The sequence below is a fragment of the Zoogloea sp. genome, assembly GCF_028689785.1.
Lineage (GTDB): Bacteria > Pseudomonadota > Gammaproteobacteria > Burkholderiales > Rhodocyclaceae > Zoogloea.
In genome coordinates this window covers 146705-165656 of sequence record NZ_JAQVCN010000001.1, presented here as the reverse complement: position 1 = coordinate 165656, position 18952 = coordinate 146705, and the positions used below count along the sequence as shown (strand labels likewise).

Sequence of the window (18952 nt, the reverse complement as noted above, 5' to 3'; positions counted from 1 at the left end):
GGAGGGTGGTATCAGATTGCTTTGAGAATGCGTGTCATTACAAGCTTTTCCACCCAGGGTGACCTTGCGCTTGATCAAGCTCACCCCTTCCTCACCCTTGCCGGATCAGAACTTCAGCGTACCCGTGAGGTAGAAGGTCCGGCCGACGCCCGGCACGTAGTGCCCGTTGGCATACAGGGAGTCGGAGTAGAACTTGTTGGTCAGGTTGATGAAGTTGGCCTTGACGGTGAGCCGCTCGGCAAGCACTTCATACTCGGCCATGGCGTCGTAGGTCACGTAGCTGTCGGAGTAGAGGCCCGCCGGGTTGCGGTTGGGGGTCATCCGGGTGCGGCCATTGGCGCCGGCGCCGACACGCAGCTTCTCGGTGACTTGGTAGGTGCTCCACAGGGTGCCCTGGTGCTTCGGAATCAGCGACGGGCGGCGGCCCACGCCTTCGGCACCTTCCGCACCCTTGTCGATCTCGGCGTCCCAGATCCAGGTGTAGGAGCCGTAGAGCTCCCAGCGCGGGGTGATCTTGCCGATCACGTCGGTTTCAAACCCGGTGGCGTGGCGCTTGCCCGACAGCACGGCGATGTTGAGCAGCGGGTCGGTGTTGCGTTCGTTGAGCTTGACCCCACGGAACAGGGCAAAGCGGCTGCTCATGCGGCGGTCGGCCGAGTCGATCTTGGCGCCCAGTTCGACGTTCATGCTCTTCTCGGGCGGGGTGTTCACGTTAACCGCACTGTAGGAGTAGGTGTCACCCGAGGTGTTGAAGGAGGTGCCGTAGGACAGGTGGAAGGAGTGCCGGTCGGTCGGTTGGAAGAGCACACCGAAGCGGTTGCTCATCTTGTAGATCGACTGCTGGTAGTTGGTGATAGCGTTGGTGGTCAGGTTGAAGGTGTCGTACTGGGCCGACATGGCGTCGTAGCGCAGGCCGGCCAGCAGCTTCCAGTGGGGGGCAACCTGGACCAGATCCTGGGCATACACGCCGGCAGACAGGCTCTCGAACTCACCGGTTTTGCTGATGGTGCGCGCGTCTTCGTCAACCCAGCCGGTACCGCCGCCGCCAACGGTGGTGGTGGGCTTGTTGGGGACGGTGACGCCGCCTTGAGCGGCGTTGCGGGCGCCGCGGACGATCTTCTTCTCCCAGGCGAAGTCCACGCCGGTCAGCACCTCGTGCTTCAAGCCAAGGGCTTCGAACTTGGTGGACAGGTCGCTCTGGGCGAACAGGTTCTCCATGCTCTGGATCTTGTTCTGGGTGCCCCGGTTCAGCACGGTGTCGTTGCTGAAGTTCTCGCGGGTGGCCAGGATGCCGCCGGGCTGCAGCGCGGCGCCGGCGATGCGTACCGTGCTGGCCCGTTGGTCGCGGTTGAAGTCACCTTTGCGTACCTTGGTAACCAGCTCGGTGTCGCTGGAGAAGCGGTGAGTGTGGGCAAAGCTGGCGTAGCCGGCAGAGCCGCGGTTGTAATCGCTGGTGGCACCGTAGTAGCTCTTCGGGTCGACCGGGATGGTGGTCAGGCTCGCATCGGTGGCGCTCTTGCGGATGTAGGGCAGGCCGTAGTTGATGCCGTTGTTGTTTTCCAGGTAGAAGAAGCCAACTTCGAATTCGTCGCGGCTGCCGATGCCCCAGCGGTAGTCGGCGGCAAAACCGTACTTGTCCAGGCTGCTGCCCGCGCCGTTGTTGTCGGCAAGGGTGCGCATGGCGTTGATGCGCAGCGCTGAGTCTTCACCCGTCCGGATGTTTACATCGGCCACCACACGGCGGTACTGGTGGCTGCCCAGGGTCAGGTCCACCTGGGTTTCGTCGAGCAGGCGGGCCTGCTTGTTTACCTGGTTGACCGCACCGCCCGTGGAGCCACGGCCAAAGAGCATGGAGGCGGAGCCGCGCAGCACTTCGATGCGGTCGAAGTTGAAGGTGTCCCGGTCGTAGAAGGCGGGGTCGCGCATGCCGTCGATGAACAGATCCCCGGTGGTGTTGAGGGGGAAGCCGCGCAGACGAATATCCTCCTCACCGCCCTCGGCCGCCAGGAAGGTGACGCCGGAGGTCATTTTGAGGGCTTCCTTGACGGTGTCGATCTTGCGGTCGTCCATCAGCTTTTCAGTGACCACGGTGACGGACTGGGGAATGTCGCGCAGATCCTGCTTGCCCTTGCCGATGCGGGTGGTAGTGGTGCGCAGGGTGTTCTTGCCTTCCTGCTCACGCTCGGCGTCGGCCTTGACGACTACCGGCTTGAGGGTCTTCTCTTCGCTCTGGGCGGGCGTTTGGGCAAAGGCGCCCATGGAAGCGGCGAACATCATGGCGCCTAGCGGCAGCACGATCTTCTCGGGCGTCGGTGCAGCAAGGGTGGCGGGGGTTCGGTGACGGTCCGCGGCGCGGCGGGTCTTCTTGTGAGCCATGGCAAAAGCCTCTCGTGATGGATTGGTGAGTTTTCACGACCTGAGGCTGGCTGGCTTGGCTAGCTGATGGCTGGCTTGCCTGTAGGATCTTGTTTCAATTGTAATGTTAATGAGAATGATTGGCAATAAGTGCGCTGCGCCGCGTCAAAAAAGGTAAAGGCCGGGAACTTCCCGGCCTTCGAGGTGCTGCAGGTGTTGGGCGCAGGCTTAGCGGAAGCCGGCCCGGTCGTAGATTTTCTGGGCTTCGATCACGGTGTCGGCGAGCTTGCCTACCGGCAGGGTGTCGGTCTTGAAGTTCTTGCCCATGGCGTCGAGGCCGCGGTTGGAGACTTTCACGCCGGCTACCACCGGCCATTCGTTGTTGCCGTTGGCGAAGTAATCCTGGGCTTCGGGGGAGGCCAGATACTCCAGGAACTTGACCGCGGCTTCCTTGTGGGGTGCGGTCTTCAGCATGCCGCCGCCGGAGATGTTGATGTGGGCGCCGAAGCTGGACTGGTTGGGCCACACCACGCCAATGCGCTCCACGGCTTTCTGGTCTTCGGGTTTGGTGGACTTGAACATGCGGGCCAGGTAGTAGGAATTGACCAGGGCAACGCCGCATTCGCCGGCGCCGACGGCCTTGATCTGGTCGGTGTCGCCGCCCTTGGGGGCGCGGGCGAAGTTGGCTACCAGGCCGCGGGCCCATTCCTCGGTCTTGGCAGCTCCGATGTGCTGGATCAGGGCCGAACCCAGGGACAGGTTGTAGGGGTGGTTGCCGGAGCGGGTGCACACCTTGCCCTTCAGTTCGGGCTTGGCCAGGTCTTCGTAGTTGCGCACCTGGTCAGCCTTCACGTCGAGCTTGTTGTAGACGATGACCCGGGCGCGGGTTGAAAAGGCGAACCAGCGGTTGGTGTGCAGATGCGCTGGAATGGCGGCCTTGAGAGCAGGGGAGTCGACGTCGGCGAAGATGCCGTACTGGTCGGCAGCGGCCAGTCGCGCGGCGTCTACGGTGATGAAGACGTCGGCCGGGCTGTTCTTGCCTTCGTTGCGGATGCGCTCCAGCAGCTCTTCTTCCTTGCCCTCGATGCGGTTGATCTTGATGCCGGTGCGAGCGGTGAAATTGCTGTAGAGCGCCTCGTCGGTCTGGTAGTGGCGGGCGGTGTACAGGTTCAGCTCGGTATCGGCGGCAAGCGCCGTGTTGCCCAGTGTGACGCTGGCGGCCAGCAGGGCGGCAAGGGTTTTCAGCTTGGTCATGGTCGGGTCGATGCTGCAAAGATAAGAAACCCGATTGATGTTATCGAGACTTGTTGCTGTTTGCAAATGCAAGTCATTCGCAAAACAGGGCAGGCAGGCCATGCCGTGCCCGGGCCTTTGCGCATTGGCTGTCACCGGCTTCCACCTCGCGGCACGGGGATGGGCGCTGCGCATAGACGCGGCAGTGGGTTGCACCGCCGACCTGGCCCTCAAGCGCAGTGCAGCGTGGGTGCGCCTGGTTGGTGCCAGCCATGCAGCTGAACCACGCATTGACCTGCTCGGTGAGCGCAGCCGGCACGCCGCGGGCCTCAGCTTCCGACCAATAAAAGGACACCCGGAAGCTGGCGCAGCAGGCACCACAGTCAAGGCAAGGGTTGGGGGAAGACATCGCGGCAGGCGCTATAGCTCGTTTCTGATGGGGGACGAATTCTGGCATGTCTGATGGCTGTTCAAGGGGCTTTGCCGCCATGCATTGTCTGCTTCACTTGTTGCCGGTGTTGAAATGATAGTTATTCTCATTTAAAATTGACGCTTCTCTGAGGGTTCCAGCTCGATCTGGTCTGCATCCTCAGACTTGTGCACAAGCCAGCCATCGCCAGCCAGTGTCTTATCCATTCAGGGAGATAAAGAAACATGGCGTTGCGAATGACTCCGGTCGCGCTGGCTATCGGCACGATCGTGTGTCCGGCATTGGCTTTGGCGCAGGTCGCTCCAGGCGGGGCAGGGGATGTAACCCTGCCTGCGGTCAAGGTATCGGTGGACGCGGAGCGGGCGTCCGATCTGCCTGCGCTCCAGGCGGGGCGTCAGGTAGCCCGGGGGGCACGCCTTGGGGGGTTGGGTAATCAGGACGTGATGGACACGCCCTTCAACATCACCAGTTATACGGCCGAGTTGATCGCCGACCAGCAGGCGCGAAACGTGGCGGACGTGATGGCCAATGACCCGTCGGTGCGCTTCACGACCTCTAGTGGCCATGCCTATGAGAACTACCGTATCCGCGGCTTCGACGTGAGCGCCTCGGAGCTTGCCCTTGATGGCATGTTCGGCCTTGCACCCAGTGGCCACGCGCCCCTGGAAGCGGTGGAGCGGGTCGAGGTGCTGAAGGGCCCGGGCGCCTTGTTTACTGGCATGCCGCCGGGTGGTGGGGTGGGAGGCGTGATCAATCTGGTGCCCAAGCGCGCGGGTGACGCTCCCTTGAGCCGGGTGTCGGTGGGGTACCAGTCCAAGAGCCAATTCGGCACCAGTCTGGATCTCGGGCGCCGTTTCGGTGAGGGTAAGGAGCTGGGGCTGCGGATCAATGGCGCATTCAGCGACGGGGACACCTATCTGGACGGGCAGTCCAAGAAACGTGAGTTTGTATCTGCTGCCGCCGATTACCGGGGGCGGGCCCTCAAGGCATCGGTCGATGCCTACTACAGCAAGGAGTCGTTTGCTGGCGGTACGCCGGCGATGTACTGGTTCCAGGCGGCGACTCCGATCCCCGATGCCCGCAGCCCCCGCACGAATCTGTTTCCGGGGGCCAATGGCACACTGGAGAGCAAGGCTGTTATGGCTAAGGCCGAGTACGAGTTCAACCGCTATGTGACGGCTTTTGCCGGGCTGGGGGTGATGGACTTTGAGTCGGTCGGCTTCATCAACGGCACCCATGCGCGCAACATCGCCGCCAACGGCGATTTCACGGCGACCACCAACGGTACTCGCTCCTATACCGACAGCGTGTCGTCGGAGGCAGGGCTGAGATCGCAGTTTGCGACGGCGGGGGTTGGGCATGAGTTGGTCCTGCATATGACCCACCTGGAGCAGGAGAGCGGCTCCGCCACCAATTCGGTGGCTGGTGTCACCTCCAACATCTACACACCTCTGACGACGCTGGCAATGCCCCAGGCGCCGGGTCGGGCACCCAAGACCAGCGACACGACCTTGTCCAGTCTGGCCTTGGTGGACACCCTCTCCTTCGTCGATGACCGCGTCCGCCTGACCCTTGGGGTGCGCAATCAGAACGTCAAGACCATCAACTACAGCGCAACTACCGGCGCCACAACTGCGAAGTATGACAAAAGCGTCGTCACGCCTGCGCTGGCGCTGGTGGTGAAACCCTGGGGGCCGTCCATCTCCCTGTACGCCAATTATGTGCAGGGGCTGAGCCGGGGGGATACGGTTTCCGACACCCTGGCGACGAACCGGAACTTCGTCTTTGCTCCCTATAAAACCGAGCAGAAGGAAGTGGGAGGAAAGTGGACTCAGGGTGGTTTCGCGAACACGCTGAGCCTGTTCGAAATCACCAAGCCGACCATGGTGGCCATCGGCAGCAGTACCAATCCCACCTACACCGACGAGGGCGAGAAGCGCGTCCGCGGCCTTGAGTGGAACACCTTTGGCGAACTGACCCGCTCGGTTCGGTTGCTGGGCGGCGTGACCTACACCCGGGGCGTGCAGACCCGCACCGCCTATGACCGCTACAACGGCAACGAAGCCATTGGTGCGCCGCGCTGGCAAGGCAACCTGGGGGGGGAATGGGATACGCCCTGGCTCGCCGGGCTGACCCTCAGCGGTCGCGTGATCACCACCAGCAGTCAGTACCTCGATGCAGCCAACCGGCAGCAGATCCCCAGCTGGACCACCGTGGATGTGGGCGCCCGCTATGTGACCAGCGTGGAGCAGCGCCGGGTGGTCCTGCGGCTCAATATCAACAACCTCTTCGACAAGCACTACTGGTCCGGCAGCTTCAGCGACAGCTATTCCATGGCGACGCTGGGTTCGCCGCGCACGGTGTTGGCTTCGGCAACCTTTGATCTGTGATGAACCGGGATTGCTTGGTGGGAATGGGCGTGTTGGTCGGCATGGTGCTCGCTGCCGTGGCACTCCCGGCCGGGGCTGCCGGGGGGGATGATGGATGGTCGGAGGTGGTTCTGCCCGCCGCACGGCAGGTGGACCTCAAAGCCCGGAACAGCGGACATCCGTACCGGATCTTTGTGGCCGAGCCGTCTTCACCCGCGCCGGCGGAGGGGCATCCGGTGATTTACGTGCTTGATGGCAATGCAGCCTTTCCGGTGGCGGCCTTCCTGGCACGGGGTGCCGCCGCACGCCGTGAAGTGACCGGCCATGTGCCACCTCTGGTGGTTGGCATCGGCTATCCGGGTAAAGCGGACTTCGACGTCGCGGCGCGCAGGCGCGACTACACCCCTGGTGGAACGGGGGCCGGAGCTGCAGATGGCGGGGGTGAAGCGGATGTCTTTCTCGATTTCATCGAAGGAGAGCTCAAACCTCTGATCGAGGCGCGCTATGTCATCGACCGGAAACGGCAGGCCCTGTTCGGACACTCCTTCGGTGGCCTGCTGGTGACGCATGCACTGCTGACCCGGCCGGACAGCTTCTCCACCTTCATCGCCTCCAGTCCATCGATCTGGTGGCGCGAACACTGGGTGGTCAAAGGGCAGCCTTCCCGTCAGGGCGCCGCGGGCCTGCCCCGCGTGCAGATCAGCGTTGGCGCCCTGGAGGACGACCCCCCGAAGGGCAACTACGCCCCCGATGTCGTGGCTCTCATCCGGAGCCGCAGCATGATCCCCGAGGCACGGGCGCTGGCCGCGCAACTGCGGCGTCTGCCCGGCGGGGAGAGCAAGGTGGCTTATCACGAACTGGCCGGCGAGGATCATGGCCCCGCCTGGCTGCCGGCGATGAGTCGGGGCATGCAGTTCTTCCTGGAGCAGCCCGGATCACCAGGGCTGCCTTCTCAAGGCATGATGGATTCCTCCGAATGAGTTTCTTTACCCTGACCGGCCTCCTCGCAAGCCTTGCGGGGAGTACCTGTCTCTATCTGGCGTCGCCCAACCAGCGCTGGCGCTTGCTGCCTTTGCCGGCCCTGCCGGCGCGGTCCCTTGCCTTGGTGTTGATCGTCCTGGGGTGGCTGAGCTTTGCCCGGAGCATGCAGGCGGTGACGGCGACCTTCGTTCTGGTCACTGTCTTGATGCTGGCCTTGTCCGTGCTGCCCTATATCGGAGCGCTGCGGGGTGTGGGGCGGGGGCGCTGACATGGCAGATCCAGCCCTCCGCCCCATCCAGCGTGACTGGTTGTCCAAGACCCTGGCCGGCCTCGTGCTGGGGGCCATCCTCGCGCTCGCCTGCAGTGGCCTGTTTGCTCGCCTGAATACCGCCATGCCCCTGGGCGTCAGGGGGCAGCTGGCCATGTGGATGGTGCCGCCGGTCTGGCTCGGCGTGCTCGGCGGCGTCTATTTTTTCTCCAGTGGCGTACGGGCCTGGTTGTGGCTCGGTGCTGCCAGCGCATTCGTCACCGGTGTCTTTTACCTGCTCTGATCTGTCGGGTCTGAATCATGAGAAGCGAGTTTGTCCGTATCTACAAAGCGGTCCATACCTGGACGGGCATCGTCGCAGGGATGGCCCTGTTCATTGCCTTCTACGCGGGGGCGCTGACCGTCTTCAAGGAGCCCCTGGCGGCCTGGGCTTCGCCGCCCGTGGCAGGGCGCATGGTGCCGCTGGCTGATACACCGAAGCTCATCGCCGGGGTGCTGGCCGCCGATCCAGCGACAGCGCGGGACTTCACCATTCACATGGGGGACGCGGAACACGTGCCGGGCCGTATGGGCTGGCAGGTGCGCGACACCGACGCGGATGACCACGATGAGTCGTCGGTGCGCCATTACGTGGGAACGCTGGATGCCACCGGGCAGGCTCGCATCGAAGCGTCCCACCCTTCACAACTGGCGTCCTTCATCGACGTTCTCCACCGGGTGGTCGGCCTGCCCGTGGACAGTGATCCGAACCGCTGGGTGATGGGGCTGGTCGCCGCTCTTTACGCGTTGGCCCTGATCTCGGGCGTGGTGGTGCTCCTGCCCTCGCTGGTCAAGGATTTCTTCGCCCTGCGGCTTGGCAAGAACCTGAAGCGCATGTGGCTGGATGCCCATAACGTGGTCGGCATCGTCAGCCTGCCCTTTCATCTGGTCATGGCACTGACGGCGGTGGTGTTTGCCTATCATGACGGCATCTACATCGTGCAGGACAAGTTCGTGCATGACGGCAAGTGGGGGACAGCCTTCCAGCGCCAGCAGCCTGCGGCGGCTGCCCCGGGGCGAGATCCCGCCAGCATGCTGCCGCCCCTTGAGCTGATCGCCCGGGCCCAGGCTTTTGCACCGGGCTTCGAGCCGACGGCACTGCAGTATCAGCAGGTGACGGGGCCGCGGGCAGTGGTCAGGGTCTGGGGCAAGGATGCTGCAGCCGTCTCACCGCGGGCGAGGGGCGGCTTTGCAGCGCTGGACCCGTACACCGGCAAGGTGATCAACAGTGACTTTCTGCCTGGCCGGCAGAGCACCCCCAATCTTTTTGTGAGCAGCTTCTTTGCGCTGCACATGGCCGCTTTCGGCGGAACCGCCGTCCAGTGGATGTACTTCCTGCTGGGGCTGGCCGGTGCGTGGCTGTTCTACAGCGGCAACCTGCTGTGGGTCGAGAGCCGGCGCCGGAAGCGCCCGCGGGACGGTGGCGAAGTGCCGGCGCAGCGGCGCGATGTGCGCCTGATGGCGGCCGCCACCGTGGGGGTCTGCCTGGGCTGCGTGTGCGGCATCTCGCTGACCATCGTGGGTGCCAAGTGGGCTTATGCTCTTGTTGGCGATGCGAACGCCTGGCTGCTGCCGGTGTACTACACCACCTTCTTTGGCTGCATCGTCTGGGCCTTCCTGCAGGGGGCGGCGAAGGCTGCGGTGCATCTGCTGTGGCTGGCGGTGATGGCCGCCCTTGCCATCCCGCTTACCTCCGGCCTCGCTGCGGTGGCCCCAGGCCTCAACATGTGGGTGAATACCTCTCTGTCCAGCCTCGGGGTGGACATCACGGCCTGTGTCGGCGCAGCGGCCTTGGGCTGGATGGCGAGGGCAACGGCTCGTCGCGTCCGGCAGGGGGGGGCGGACAGTGTGTGGTCGGAGGGGCCGCAGCCCTGTCTCCAGGGCGGCGTGCCGGGGGTGGGCGTGCAGGCGAAGTGAGGGTTCCGGGCCGCACCCTGACTCAGGAGGCTTCTTCGCCACTCTCGCCCTGGACTGCCCGGAGGTAGCGGGCGAGCATGCCGGTGCTGTCGAAGTGTTCGGTCAGGGGGGTGACACTGGCGATGCGGTCGAGGCGGAAGCTGCGGAACTCGCCCCGCAGCTCGCACCAGGCGCCGAGAGTCCAGGTTCCACCCCAGAACACCAGGCTCACGGGCTGGATGATTCGATCGCTGCTGGCGCCGTCGGCCCGGGTGTAGCTGATGCGCAGCTTGTGCTGTTCCGAGATCCCTGTCCGGAGCAGGCTCATGGGGTTGCGCATGGCGTCGGGAACGTGGAAGCCGGGAACCAGCAGGGTATCCCGGCCAGGGGCCTGACGGAGGTGCCGGGGCAGCACGGACTCAATGCGCAGGAGCGCCCGCTCGGCAGCGTGGCCCAGGGCCGGGTCGGCCCAGCTGCGTACCATCCGACTGCCCAGGGACAGGGCCACCAGTTCCTCCGGATCGAACATCAGCGGGGTGAGACGGTAGCCCGGGCGCAGCAGGTAGCCCACCCCGGCTTCGCCGTTGATGGGCACGCCGGCCTGGCACAGGTCGGCCACATCCCGGTATATCGTGCGCTCGGAAACCTGCAGGGCCTCGGCCAGTTCCCGGGCGGTGACGGCGCGGCCCCGGTCTAACAGAAGGACGATCTGGAACAGGCGGTCGGCACGGCGCATCGATGGGCTCCTGACATGAGGCTGTCAGGATAACTCCGCTGGCGGGCCAATCTGCCCGGGGCTCCTGACGCAAGGGTGTCAGGAGGGGGTTGGCAGACTGGCGTCTCCCATTACTTCAATGACGTCTTTCAGGAGCCCGCCATGAAAAAACTGATCAACTGGTTCGAGATCCCCGTGTCCGACCTGGCCCGTGCCAAGGCTTTCTACGAAGCGACCTTCGATGTCCAGCTTACACTCTCGGAGATGGAAGGCATGCAGATGGCCATATTCCCGTATGCCGAGCCGGCTACTGGCGGGGCGCTGCTGGCCTGTCCCCAGGGGCGGCCCGGCGATCATGGCGTGGTCATCTACCTCCATGGCGGTGATGATCTGTCGATCCCCCTGGCCCGGGCCGAGGCCGCAGGGGGCAAGGTGTTGATGCCGCCAATGGCCTTGTCCCCCGAGATCGGGAGCATCGCCATGTTTGCCGACAGCGAAGGCAATCGCATCGGCTTGCACGCCCCGGCGCGCTGATGGAGGGCCCGGGCGCCCCCGGGCCTAGCCGTGATGAAGGCAGAAATGCGCTGCGCCGGCGCCGCCATGCGGGCAGGCGTGGCCCGCGTCGAACACGCTCAGGGCCGCCATGAAACTCGCCAGGCTCGCCGAACGGAGGGCGCGGTACGGGATCTCATGCCGGTCGCAGCTGCGCTTGAGCAGGGTGACTGCGTTGTGGGCCACGCAGTCCACCGGAAAGACAACCAGATCGGCTCCTGCCAGGGCATTGGGCAGCAGGCTGCGCCTATCCTCCAGGCCGCCATCGTGGATGATCAGCTCTCCGCCTGACGATTTGACATAGCGGGAGATGGTCTGGGTGGAATGGGGGCGTCCACCCACATAGACAATCCGCTTGCCGTTCAGGCCGGGCGTGTCGGCAGGTGTGGTGGCGGGGTGGTCCAGAGGCGCGGACAAGTGCCTGTCGAGGGCGTTCAGCTCGACCCGCATGTCGTCGGCTCGCGTCTTCCATTCCTGGAGAGAGGCCGTCAGGGTGGCAATCCGGGCCTCCGCATCATTCAGGGCGCTCTCGAGGCGGTGGGTGTGGGCATGGTGGTGGGCAATGGTCTGATCCCTGGCATGCAGTGCGCCGTGCAAGGCACGGATCTGCTCTTCCAGCGCCACGATGCGCTCGTCTGCCGGCGCCACCGTCCGTGCCATGGCCTGGCGCTGCAGGGCTTCACGCTCCATGGCCAGGGCCTGTAGCCGGCCTTGCTGGCGCTCGACCTTGTCCTGGAGCCGGATCTTCTCGTCTTCCAGGGCCTGCAGGCGGTGGATGTCGGCGCGATTGGCGGCCCCGACCAGATGGGAAAGCATGTGCACCTCGCCAAAGGCCAGCTGGCGCAGATATTCGGTTGCTGCAGGGTGGGTCATCAGGGCCCAGTAGGCACCTGGCACATCGCCTGCTTTGAGGCATTCCGACCAGGCTGCCTGGAGTTCGTCAGCCGATTTGTATCGGTTGAAGCGCTTGATCTCCGGGGCGTAGCGGGTGTCCAGCAATTTCTGGAGCGCTTTCGATCCGGCCGGGCACTCGCTCGAAAGGCGGACGGCCATGTGGTGAATCTGGAGGTCGCTGGCCTTGCGGTCGATATCGGTGAAGCGGGGCACCAGCTTGCGCAGTTCGCCTGTGCCCAGGCAGGTGCCGATCAGCGAACAATGAAAGTGGTTGTCGAGTTCCAGCAGCCTCGCCCGTCGCGGTGTAAGCCTGCCTTCGGGCAGCGCAGCAGGCTGCCCGAAGGCGTTATTGATCCAGTCCGGAGCGGTCGTGCTGCTGTTGGTGACGAATAGCGGGGATCTGTCGGATTGATGCATGACGGGCCTCACGCAGCGTGTTTCAGGAGAGCCGACCGGGGGTGTCAAAGCCCCGGGACGGGTGGGTTGCAGACGGAGCACACCGGCGGACGCTCCCCAGGGGTGCGGGGCCGCATCAGCTTGGCGTATTTCGATATGTAGTCGACTATACAGCGAGTTTCCGGTCGATTGAACCCATCTTCCGGCGGCATTGAAGAACGGGCTTGAAACCGATCGAACAGGTTTGTTGCAGCGGGGGGCGTGGGCAGCGGAGCACGAGGAAGGCCGGGAGCTGTATAGCCGGCTATATCGGTACAAGCCTCCAGGGGCCCGGTGTTTGCGGTAGCGGCCCCCGCAAGCCGTGTCCTGCCTGGCCGGGTTGGCGCTATTTGGGATGATAGATAGCGGCGTCCGGCGCTATGGTTGTCCGGGGCGGGAGGGGCGCATACCCTTTCCGGGCGGCGCGGCGTGGACATGTGTCCCGCACACGGATTGAATCAATGAAAGGAAGCCCATGACTCAGGTGACGGCGGAGCTCGAAGCGCTCCTCATGCAACGATCACTGACCGATGAGGCGCTGGAGGCTGCGGCCGACGGGGCCCCTGATTTCCGCATCCTTCCGGATGCCTGTGTGATCAAGATTGGTGGTCAGAGCCTCATCGACCGGGGGCGGGCGGCGGTCTATCCCCTGGTGGATGAGATCGTGGTGGCGCGCCGGCAGCACCCGCTGCTGATCGGAACCGGTGCGGGCACCCGGGCACGGCACCTTTATTCGATTGCCGCCGGGCTCAACCTCCCGGCGGGCATGCTGGCCCAGCTCGGGGCTTCGGTGGCCGACCAGAACGCTGCGATGCTTGGCCAGTTGCTGGCCAAGCACGGCATTTCGGCGGTGGACGGGGCAGGGCTTTCCGCGGTGCCTCTTTACCTGGCCGAGGTGCGTGCGGTGGTCTTCAGCGGCATGCCTCCCTACAAGCTGTGGATACGTCCGGGGGCCGAAGGGGTGATTCCGCCTTACCGCACCGATGCCGGCTGCTTCCTGGTGGCCGAGCAGTTCGGTTGTCGTTCGATGATCTACGTGAAGGACGAGAACGGGCTTTATACCGGTAATCCGAAGACGACCAAGGGAGCGACTTTCATCCCCCGGATTTCGGTGGACGAGATGAAGGCCAAGGGCTTGCAGGATTCGATCCTTGAGTTTCCCGTGCTTGATCTCATCCAGTCGGCGCGCCATGTGCGTGAAGTACAGGTCATCAACGGCCTCGTCCCCGGCAATCTGACCCGCGCGCTCGCTGGCGAGCATGTGGGCACCATCATCACCGCAAACTGAGACCCGGCCATGGCTGACACTCCCAATTCCATCAAGCATGTTGCCTCTCCGCTTGCCCGGCAGACGCTCCTCGACGACAGCCTGACCCGACCGGTTGCCGGTCGCCGGCCGATCCGCATCCTGCCTTGGCTGCAGGTCGTCAAGATCGGTGGCCGGGCCATCATGGATCGCGGTGCCGAGGCGATCCTCCCCATCGTGGATGAGCTGCGCAAGCTGCTGCCCGAGCATCGGCTGCTGATCCTTACCGGGGCCGGTATCCGTGCCCGCCACCTGTACAGCGTGGGTCTCGACCTGGGCTTGCCGGTGGGCTCCCTGGCGCCCTTGGCGGCCAGCGAGGCCGGGCAGAACGGCCATATCCTGGCATCGCTGCTGGCGCCCGAGGGCGTCTCATACGTGGAACACCCGACCATTGCCAACCAGCTCGCCATCCACCTGGCGGCCGCGCGGGCCGTCGTGGGCAGCGCCTTTCCGCCGTACCACCATCATGAGTTTCCTGGTTCGCGGATTCCCCCGCACCGGGCGGATTCGGGGGCCTTCCTGGTGGCGGACGCGCTGGGGGCGGCCGGGCTGACCATCGTCGAGGATGTGGATGGCCTTTATACGGCAGATCCGAATGGCCCGGATGGTGCTGCGGCCCGGCTGATCCCGGAGACCAGCGCGGCCGAGCTGGCAGGCTTTGCCGGCACCCTGCCTTTCGATCGGGTGCTGGTGGAGATCATGGCCAACGCTCGTCACCTGGAGAGGGTGCAGATCGTCAATGGGTTGGTGCCCGGCCGCCTTACCGCAGCCTTGCGCGGCGAGCACGTGGGAACGGTGATCCACACCGGCGCCCGCACTTCGTGAGCGCTCCGTTGCGCAGCGCCTCCCTTGAGGGCGGCGCTGCGCGGCGTGGCCTCACATCAGGACGAAATCCACGGGTTCCAGCGGAGCGGGGAGCGGGCTCAGCCCCCGCGCCTCGGCCAGGTCTATTTCGATATTGCGGGTCATTGCATCCAGGGGCAGGTCGTTCTGGGCGGTGCCGAAGGGTTCTTCCAGTTCGTCGCCGAGGGCGTCCAGGCCAAAGAAGGTGTAGGCCACCAGAGCGGTCAGCAGAGGTGTGGCGTAGCCCAGGGAATGCACCACGCCAAAGGGCAGCAGCACGCAGAACAGGTGCGCGGTGCGGTGCAGCAGCAGGGTGTAGGCGAAGGGCAGGGCGGTGTGGCGGATGCGTTCGCAGGCGCCCTGGATGGCGGTGAGCTGGTTGATGTGCTCTGCCAAGCCCATGTAGGTGATCGAGTCGAGGCGGCCTGGCCGGCGGGCGTCGAGCAGCAGGTCGGTGATGCGGCGCAGCAGGTGGTCGGGCGGATTGCGGGCGGTGGCCAGCGCGGCGAGTTCTCCGGCGCTCAGCTCGCCTGCCACGGCCTCGGCAATGGGGCGGTCACGCAGGCGGGCGGTGAGGGCCTTGATGAATGCCGTGGCGAGGCGCAGCAGTTCGCGGCGCTGATGGCGGCCGTCGGCATCACAGTCGAGGATCTGGCTGTCGCGGGCCAGGCTGCGCATCACCACCAGTAGGTTGCCGTAGTGCTTGCGGGCCTCCCACCAGCGGTCGTAGCAGGCGTTGTTGCGAAAGCCCAGGAATAGCGACAGGGAGATACCCAGGAAGGTGAAGGGGCCACTGGCGAAATCCGGAAAGCGCGGGCCGGTGAGGGTGGCTACGCCGGTGACCAGCGTGGCGACCAGGGTGACGAACAGCACCTGGGGAAAGATCAGGGGAATGATGGAGCCCTTCCAGATGAAGAAGAGCTGGCGCATGGTGGGGCGTGGGCGAACGATCATGGGCAGTTGGGCGGCTGGATGAATGGACTACGGCCCCGCAGGGCGGGGCCGATTATCGTCTCTGCAGGCGGCTCAGCGCACGGGGTGCAGGGGGCAGGGGCGGGCCTTCAGGGACGGTTTGACGAGGTTTGCCAGGGCATTGGTGAGGCTGTGCAGGCCGTTGGCGAGGGCACGGTCGTGTTCGAGGCGGGCTGTGGTCATCAAGTGCAGCAGGTCGCTGCCGGAGGGGCGGGTGGCGGTCATGGCGTTTTCCTTGTGGGAGATGAAGGGCCCGGCCCGGCCTTGTGAGCGTGGGGCGAGGGTGACTTTACCTTAGCGCGAAATGGTGCACTGCACAAATTGCTTGCTTCAATGCTGGGATAAGTGCGCTTTCTGCCAGGTGCGTGGTTTTCGTTAAATTTGTCACGTTCTCGGCGGGGTGCCGACCCGTCTACTGGCGGCGCGCCATCATCATGACGCCGGCTTGCCTGCCGCGGTGGCTTTGTGCTTCCGGGTAGGCCCATGTTGTCCGATGATCTTTCCAGGAGACCGCCTCCCCATGAACGCCCGTGTTGTTTTCCGCATTGTTGCTCCCATCGCCCTGGCCCTGCTGCCCGGCCTTGCCAGTGCGGCTTGTGTGCCGGTGCTTGGCACTGTTCGTCTGCTTCCCGATGCAGCCTGTCATATCAATACCCTGGGCAGTCAGGTGCCGGCCTACCAGAACCAGTGTTTCAGCCTGGCCCTCAACCTGGTCGGCTTTCCGGCCGCAACGGGATATGCGGGCCTGACTGCGGAGCCGCTGGTCGGTTTCACTGGCCCCACCGCGACGCCTGCGGCAGTGATCGATGCGGCCACCTCGTTGCCGCGGCAGAGCATCCAGACCGCCCGCAGCGTGGTGTACATCGGTTCGGGCAAGCAACGTACGGCGCTCTACAGCAACGATGTCATCGTGGCTCAGGTAAAGCCGGCGGCCAATGGCGCCATGAGCACAGGCGCCGTGACCGAGCAGATCCTGATCTCCGGCTCCGACGGCAAGGGGGCCTACGCCAACGTCACCGGCAACCTCGTCGTGCTGGGCAGCAGTATCGGTACGCCCGCCTCCGTTGCCGGCAAGCTGTGCTTGCCCTGAGGCGATGCGCCACAGTGGCCTGACCGGGCCAGGGATGAGCATGCTCCCCATCCGGTCGTGTCGGCGGGGCAGCTTCGGCTGCCCTTTGTCTTAGCGGTTGTCGAGACGGCTGTAGTCGAGGATGGCCGCCTGCCGGGGGTCAGCGCTCTGCCAGTAGTCGTGGATGGCGTCGCTGATGCGCCAGAAGCGGGTATCGGTGCGGCGGACGGCAAAGCGCTGGTAGAGGCGCAGCACGTCGTCGTCGTCGGCCAGGTTGTGCACCGTGCGCACAAAGCGCGGTAGCTCCTCGGCGTCCAGGTGGAAGATGGCGTTGGGATAGGCCCCGACAAAGCCGTCGAGGACGATCAGGGTGTCTTCATCAGGCAGTCGCCGGGCGTCTTCGTTGAACAGGCTGGCCACGTTGCTGTGGGCGCTGTTGCGTAGCAGGGACAGGACGCGGACAGGCCCCTTGCCGTTATGTACCACCAGCAGGCTGTGCTCGGGCATCCGCGAGGCGCTGCGGCCGGTGATGCTGTTGAGGCTGCGCAGCTGGGCCACCTGTTCGGCTTTCAGGCCGTTGGGGGCAAGGTCGAGAGTTACGGGGCGCACCGGGCGCAGGTAGCGGTGTACGCTGCTGTAAAGCTCTCCCAGGGTGTCCGTGGTGCGGTAGCGCATGCCGGTCTCGCCGGGGAAGTAGGTGCGGGCGTCGGCAAACTGGCGGATGCGTGGATCGGGCCGGCCCCGGTACCAGCTGTCGAGAACTTTCTGGCGGTGCTTCAGGGGCAGCAGGGTGAGAAAGTTCTCCTCGCCCTCCATGCGCAGAAAGTCCATATACAGGCGGGTGGCGAGTTGGTGCCCGGTGTTGCCATAGACGTCAAAGCCGGCCACCAGCAGATAGTGCATGCGTTCGAACAGGGGGTAGCCCATCAGCAGCACCGTCTGGGGTTGTTCGCCGGCCAGGCCACGAATCACCGAGGCGCTGTCGAAATGACGGAACACGGTTAGGCCGGCGTTGGGGTTGCGTCCGTCGCCGTTCCACAGGTCGGTGATCTGCGGCCTGACCCGTGGGAGGCTGGACATGTAGCTGCTCTTGGTTTCCAGGTAGCGGCGTTCCGCTCGGGCGTATGTGTTCCAGGCCAGGATGCCGGTGCTGCTGTCGTCCTCGGCGGGCATTCGCAGATTGGGGCGGGTGGCGTCGAGCAGGCCCTGGGTGTCGCGGGCCACTTCGCTCTCGGGTGAGTAGAAGAGCACCCAGAAGTGATCGTTGATTACGTTGAGCGCCACCTGGCCGCGGCACACCGGCCCCTTCATGAAGCCCATCACCGTGAAACCGGCGTCATCGAGCATGAAGCGGTAGCGGGCATCCACCGGCAGCGCTTTGAAGGTGGCGAAGGGGTTGGAGGCGGTCTTCGGGTCGTAGCCGGGCAGGCGGTCTACGGTGATGGGGGCGTCGAAAAACCACTTTTTAAGGCGGGCCCGGCGCGCGCCGTCGAGGGCCAGGGGCATGTGGGTCTTGGCCACCAGGGTCTCGTCGCTGGGACGCAGGCGGTAATACACTCGGGCCACGCCGGGGTCGTCATAAGGGCGGCGGGTGGCGATGACGTCGATGGGCTGGCCGGGGGCGCTGCGGCTGCGCACCAGCTCGAAGCGGTAGTCGGGCTGATCGTCGATGTAGAGCTGGCCGATGTACCAGTGCTCGTAGATGTAGCGAGCCGCCAACTGGTCGCGCAGGCTGTTGCCGTTGAGCAGGGCTTCCCATTCGCCTACTCGTGCTTGCACCTGGGGCGGCAGCGGGGCCCGCGGGCTGAAGGGGGCACCGGCTTCGATCCAGCGGCTCAGGGTGTCGTGCTCTGCCGGGCTCAGGGCGGGCAGGCCGAAGGGCATGCCCCATTCCGGATGCTCTTTCTCGAAATCACCCATGCCCTCGATGCGGCTGCAGGACTGGGGCCGGTCAAGGGCGAAGTTGAAGCGTTCGGCAGGCTGGGGGCCGCTGTCGGGCCCCGGGTTGCGTTGCTTGAGGGCCAGGATGCGGTACAGCACGCTGGCGTCCCGGTTGGCCTGGGGGGTGGATGCGCGCTCGTTGAGCACCGGGTGGAAACCCTTGTCGCGCCAGGCCGCGTTGCTGGCGGCGTCAAAGCCGAGGCGGGTCGGGTTGGCGGCCAGCAGGCGGGCGTCGGCATACACCGGGTCAGGATTGGCGCCGCGGGTGATGCCGTCGTGACGGGTCAGCTTGAGCTGGCAGGGGGCGTCGTAGCAGGCATGGCAGGCGACGCAGCGACGTTCGAGAATAGGGCGCACCCGGGTCTGGTAGTCGGGGGCTTCGACGGGCTGCGTCGCGGGTCGGTCGAAGCGCGCCGGATCGGGGCGACCCAGTTCGCGGTCAAGCTGGACCCGGGTGACGACCGTGGTACAGCCGGCAAGGAGAATCAGGAAGAGCAGGTGGGCAAGCGGACGCATCGGGTTGGGGAAGGTCGGTCGGGTGCGCGGATTGTGCCGGAATCTGCCCGCCCTTGCCGATGGGCTGCGCAGAACGGGCGTTGCGCAGCCAGGACTCCGACGGAAAGGCCCGGGCGCGAACGCATAATGCGTGCTGGC

General features: G+C 65.0%; 17 protein-coding genes. 9 read left to right on the top strand and 8 right to left on the bottom strand.

Features of this window, described 5'->3' with window-relative positions:
• Window positions 1-105: 105 nt before the first annotated feature.
• From PHI64_RS00760 to PHI64_RS00750, 3 genes are all read right to left on the bottom strand, one after another.
• Window positions 106-2376 carry a TonB-dependent siderophore receptor gene (locus PHI64_RS00760; protein ID WP_299877066.1) on the bottom strand — a complete coding sequence of 757 codons (2271 nt, stop codon included), beginning with the start codon at window positions 2374-2376 and terminating at the stop codon, window positions 106-108.
• Between the two features lie 207 nt (window positions 2377-2583).
• Window positions 2584-3609 (bottom strand): extracellular solute-binding protein, encoded by a 1026-nt coding sequence (locus PHI64_RS00755; protein WP_299877063.1) that lies wholly within the window; start codon window positions 3607-3609, stop codon window positions 2584-2586.
• A gap of 73 nt (window positions 3610-3682) precedes the next feature.
• Window positions 3683-3997, bottom strand: coding sequence for a YkgJ family cysteine cluster protein (locus tag PHI64_RS00750; protein WP_299877061.1), 315 nt, complete (start codon window positions 3995-3997; stop codon window positions 3683-3685).
• 257 nt (window positions 3998-4254) lie between these two features.
• Here PHI64_RS00750 and PHI64_RS00745 point away from each other — a divergent pair, with 257 nt between their 5' ends.
• Genes PHI64_RS00745 through PHI64_RS00725 form a run of 5 tightly spaced genes read left to right on the top strand, consistent with a single transcriptional unit; the run spans window position 4255 to window position 9592 of the window.
• A complete protein-coding gene (locus PHI64_RS00745; RefSeq protein ID WP_299877058.1) occupies window positions 4255-6408 on the top strand; it encodes a TonB-dependent siderophore receptor in 2154 nt (717 codons plus the stop codon).
• Window positions 6408-7367: an alpha/beta hydrolase-fold protein gene (locus PHI64_RS00740; RefSeq protein WP_299877055.1), complete on the top strand. Its 960-nt coding sequence runs from the start codon at window positions 6408-6410 to the stop codon at window positions 7365-7367. The genes PHI64_RS00745 and PHI64_RS00740 overlap by 1 nt, the downstream gene beginning before the upstream one ends.
• Window positions 7364-7636 carry a hypothetical protein gene (locus PHI64_RS00735; protein WP_299877052.1) on the top strand — a complete coding sequence of 91 codons (273 nt, stop codon included), beginning with the start codon at window positions 7364-7366 and terminating at the stop codon, window positions 7634-7636. The genes PHI64_RS00740 and PHI64_RS00735 overlap by 4 nt, the downstream gene beginning before the upstream one ends.
• Before the next feature lies 1 nt (window position 7637).
• Complete coding sequence (locus PHI64_RS00730) at window positions 7638-7919, top strand: hypothetical protein (protein WP_299877049.1); 282 nt, start codon at window positions 7638-7640, stop codon at window positions 7917-7919.
• A gap of 17 nt (window positions 7920-7936) precedes the next feature.
• On the top strand, window positions 7937-9592 hold the full coding sequence (locus PHI64_RS00725) for a PepSY domain-containing protein (protein WP_299877046.1): 1656 nt from the start codon (window positions 7937-7939) through the stop codon (window positions 9590-9592).
• A 22-nt stretch (window positions 9593-9614) separates the two neighbouring features.
• Here the strand turns inward: PHI64_RS00725 and PHI64_RS00720 are convergent, their stop codons facing one another.
• A complete protein-coding gene (locus PHI64_RS00720) occupies window positions 9615-10307 on the bottom strand; it encodes a YafY family protein (protein ID WP_299877043.1) in 693 nt (230 codons plus the stop codon).
• A gap of 141 nt (window positions 10308-10448) precedes the next feature.
• Between PHI64_RS00720 and PHI64_RS00715 the strand changes: the two genes are divergently transcribed.
• Window positions 10449-10820: a VOC family protein gene (locus tag PHI64_RS00715; protein WP_299877040.1), complete on the top strand. Its 372-nt coding sequence runs from the start codon at window positions 10449-10451 to the stop codon at window positions 10818-10820.
• Between the two features lie 24 nt (window positions 10821-10844).
• On the opposite strand, the gene PHI64_RS00710 is transcribed toward PHI64_RS00715, so the two are convergent.
• The gene (locus PHI64_RS00710; protein ID WP_299877037.1) at window positions 10845-12149 is read right to left on the bottom strand and encodes a DUF2325 domain-containing protein; all 1305 of its coding nucleotides are present in this window, start codon (window positions 12147-12149) and stop codon (window positions 10845-10847) included.
• A gap of 529 nt (window positions 12150-12678) precedes the next feature.
• Here PHI64_RS00710 and PHI64_RS00705 point away from each other — a divergent pair.
• A complete protein-coding gene (locus PHI64_RS00705; protein ID WP_299877034.1) occupies window positions 12679-13455 on the top strand; it encodes a hypothetical protein in 777 nt (258 codons plus the stop codon).
• A 9-nt stretch (window positions 13456-13464) separates the two neighbouring features.
• Window positions 13465-14298, top strand: coding sequence for a hypothetical protein (locus PHI64_RS00700; RefSeq protein WP_299877031.1), 834 nt, complete (start codon window positions 13465-13467; stop codon window positions 14296-14298).
• 51 nt (window positions 14299-14349) lie between these two features.
• Here PHI64_RS00700 and PHI64_RS00695 read toward each other — a convergent pair whose 3' ends face one another.
• Together PHI64_RS00695 and PHI64_RS00690 are read right to left on the bottom strand one after the other, a co-directional pair.
• Window positions 14350-15270 carry a bestrophin family protein gene (locus PHI64_RS00695; RefSeq protein WP_299877028.1) on the bottom strand — a complete coding sequence of 307 codons (921 nt, stop codon included), beginning with the start codon at window positions 15268-15270 and terminating at the stop codon, window positions 14350-14352.
• Window positions 15271-15342: 72 nt separating this feature from the next.
• Window positions 15343-15513 carry a hypothetical protein gene (locus PHI64_RS00690; RefSeq protein ID WP_299877025.1) on the bottom strand — a complete coding sequence of 57 codons (171 nt, stop codon included), beginning with the start codon at window positions 15511-15513 and terminating at the stop codon, window positions 15343-15345.
• A 295-nt stretch (window positions 15514-15808) separates the two neighbouring features.
• Between PHI64_RS00690 and PHI64_RS00685 the strand changes: the two genes are divergently transcribed.
• A complete protein-coding gene (locus tag PHI64_RS00685) occupies window positions 15809-16378 on the top strand; it encodes a hypothetical protein (RefSeq protein WP_299877023.1) in 570 nt (189 codons plus the stop codon).
• Window positions 16379-16468: 90 nt separating this feature from the next.
• Here PHI64_RS00685 and PHI64_RS00680 read toward each other — a convergent pair whose 3' ends face one another.
• Complete coding sequence (locus PHI64_RS00680) at window positions 16469-18814, bottom strand: fatty acid cis/trans isomerase (RefSeq protein WP_299877020.1); 2346 nt, start codon at window positions 18812-18814, stop codon at window positions 16469-16471.
• Window positions 18815-18952: the final 138 nt, after the last annotated feature.

What these genes read in the sequence shown, in the direction of transcription:
- PHI64_RS00750 (WP_299877061.1), bottom strand. Translation starts at nt 3,997, where the DNA reads ATGTCTTCCCCCAACCCTTGCCTTGACTGTGGTGCCTGCTGCGCCAGC.
- PHI64_RS00705 (WP_299877034.1), top strand. Translation starts at nt 12,679, where the DNA reads ATGCAACGATCACTGACCGATGAGGCGCTGGAGGCTGCGGCCGACGGG.
- PHI64_RS00680 (WP_299877020.1), bottom strand. Translation starts at nt 18,814, where the DNA reads ATGCGTCCGCTTGCCCACCTGCTCTTCCTGATTCTCCTTGCCGGCTGT.
- PHI64_RS00745 (WP_299877058.1), top strand. Translation starts at nt 4,255, where the DNA reads ATGACTCCGGTCGCGCTGGCTATCGGCACGATCGTGTGTCCGGCATTG.
- PHI64_RS00710 (WP_299877037.1), bottom strand. Translation starts at nt 12,149, where the DNA reads ATGCATCAATCCGACAGATCCCCGCTATTCGTCACCAACAGCAGCACG.
- PHI64_RS00690 (WP_299877025.1), bottom strand. Translation starts at nt 15,513, where the DNA reads ATGACCGCCACCCGCCCCTCCGGCAGCGACCTGCTGCACTTGATGACC.
- PHI64_RS00740 (WP_299877055.1), top strand. Translation starts at nt 6,408, where the DNA reads ATGAACCGGGATTGCTTGGTGGGAATGGGCGTGTTGGTCGGCATGGTG.
- PHI64_RS00720 (WP_299877043.1), bottom strand. Translation starts at nt 10,307, where the DNA reads ATGCGCCGTGCCGACCGCCTGTTCCAGATCGTCCTTCTGTTAGACCGG.
- PHI64_RS00755 (WP_299877063.1), bottom strand. Translation starts at nt 3,609, where the DNA reads ATGACCAAGCTGAAAACCCTTGCCGCCCTGCTGGCCGCCAGCGTCACA.
- PHI64_RS00760 (WP_299877066.1), bottom strand. Translation starts at nt 2,376, where the DNA reads ATGGCTCACAAGAAGACCCGCCGCGCCGCGGACCGTCACCGAACCCCC.
- PHI64_RS00700 (WP_299877031.1), top strand. Translation starts at nt 13,465, where the DNA reads ATGGCTGACACTCCCAATTCCATCAAGCATGTTGCCTCTCCGCTTGCC.
- PHI64_RS00725 (WP_299877046.1), top strand. Translation starts at nt 7,937, where the DNA reads ATGAGAAGCGAGTTTGTCCGTATCTACAAAGCGGTCCATACCTGGACG.
- PHI64_RS00735 (WP_299877052.1), top strand. Translation starts at nt 7,364, where the DNA reads ATGAGTTTCTTTACCCTGACCGGCCTCCTCGCAAGCCTTGCGGGGAGT.
- PHI64_RS00715 (WP_299877040.1), top strand. Translation starts at nt 10,449, where the DNA reads ATGAAAAAACTGATCAACTGGTTCGAGATCCCCGTGTCCGACCTGGCC.
- PHI64_RS00730 (WP_299877049.1), top strand. Translation starts at nt 7,638, where the DNA reads ATGGCAGATCCAGCCCTCCGCCCCATCCAGCGTGACTGGTTGTCCAAG.
- PHI64_RS00695 (WP_299877028.1), bottom strand. Translation starts at nt 15,270, where the DNA reads ATGATCGTTCGCCCACGCCCCACCATGCGCCAGCTCTTCTTCATCTGG.
- PHI64_RS00685 (WP_299877023.1), top strand. Translation starts at nt 15,809, where the DNA reads ATGAACGCCCGTGTTGTTTTCCGCATTGTTGCTCCCATCGCCCTGGCC.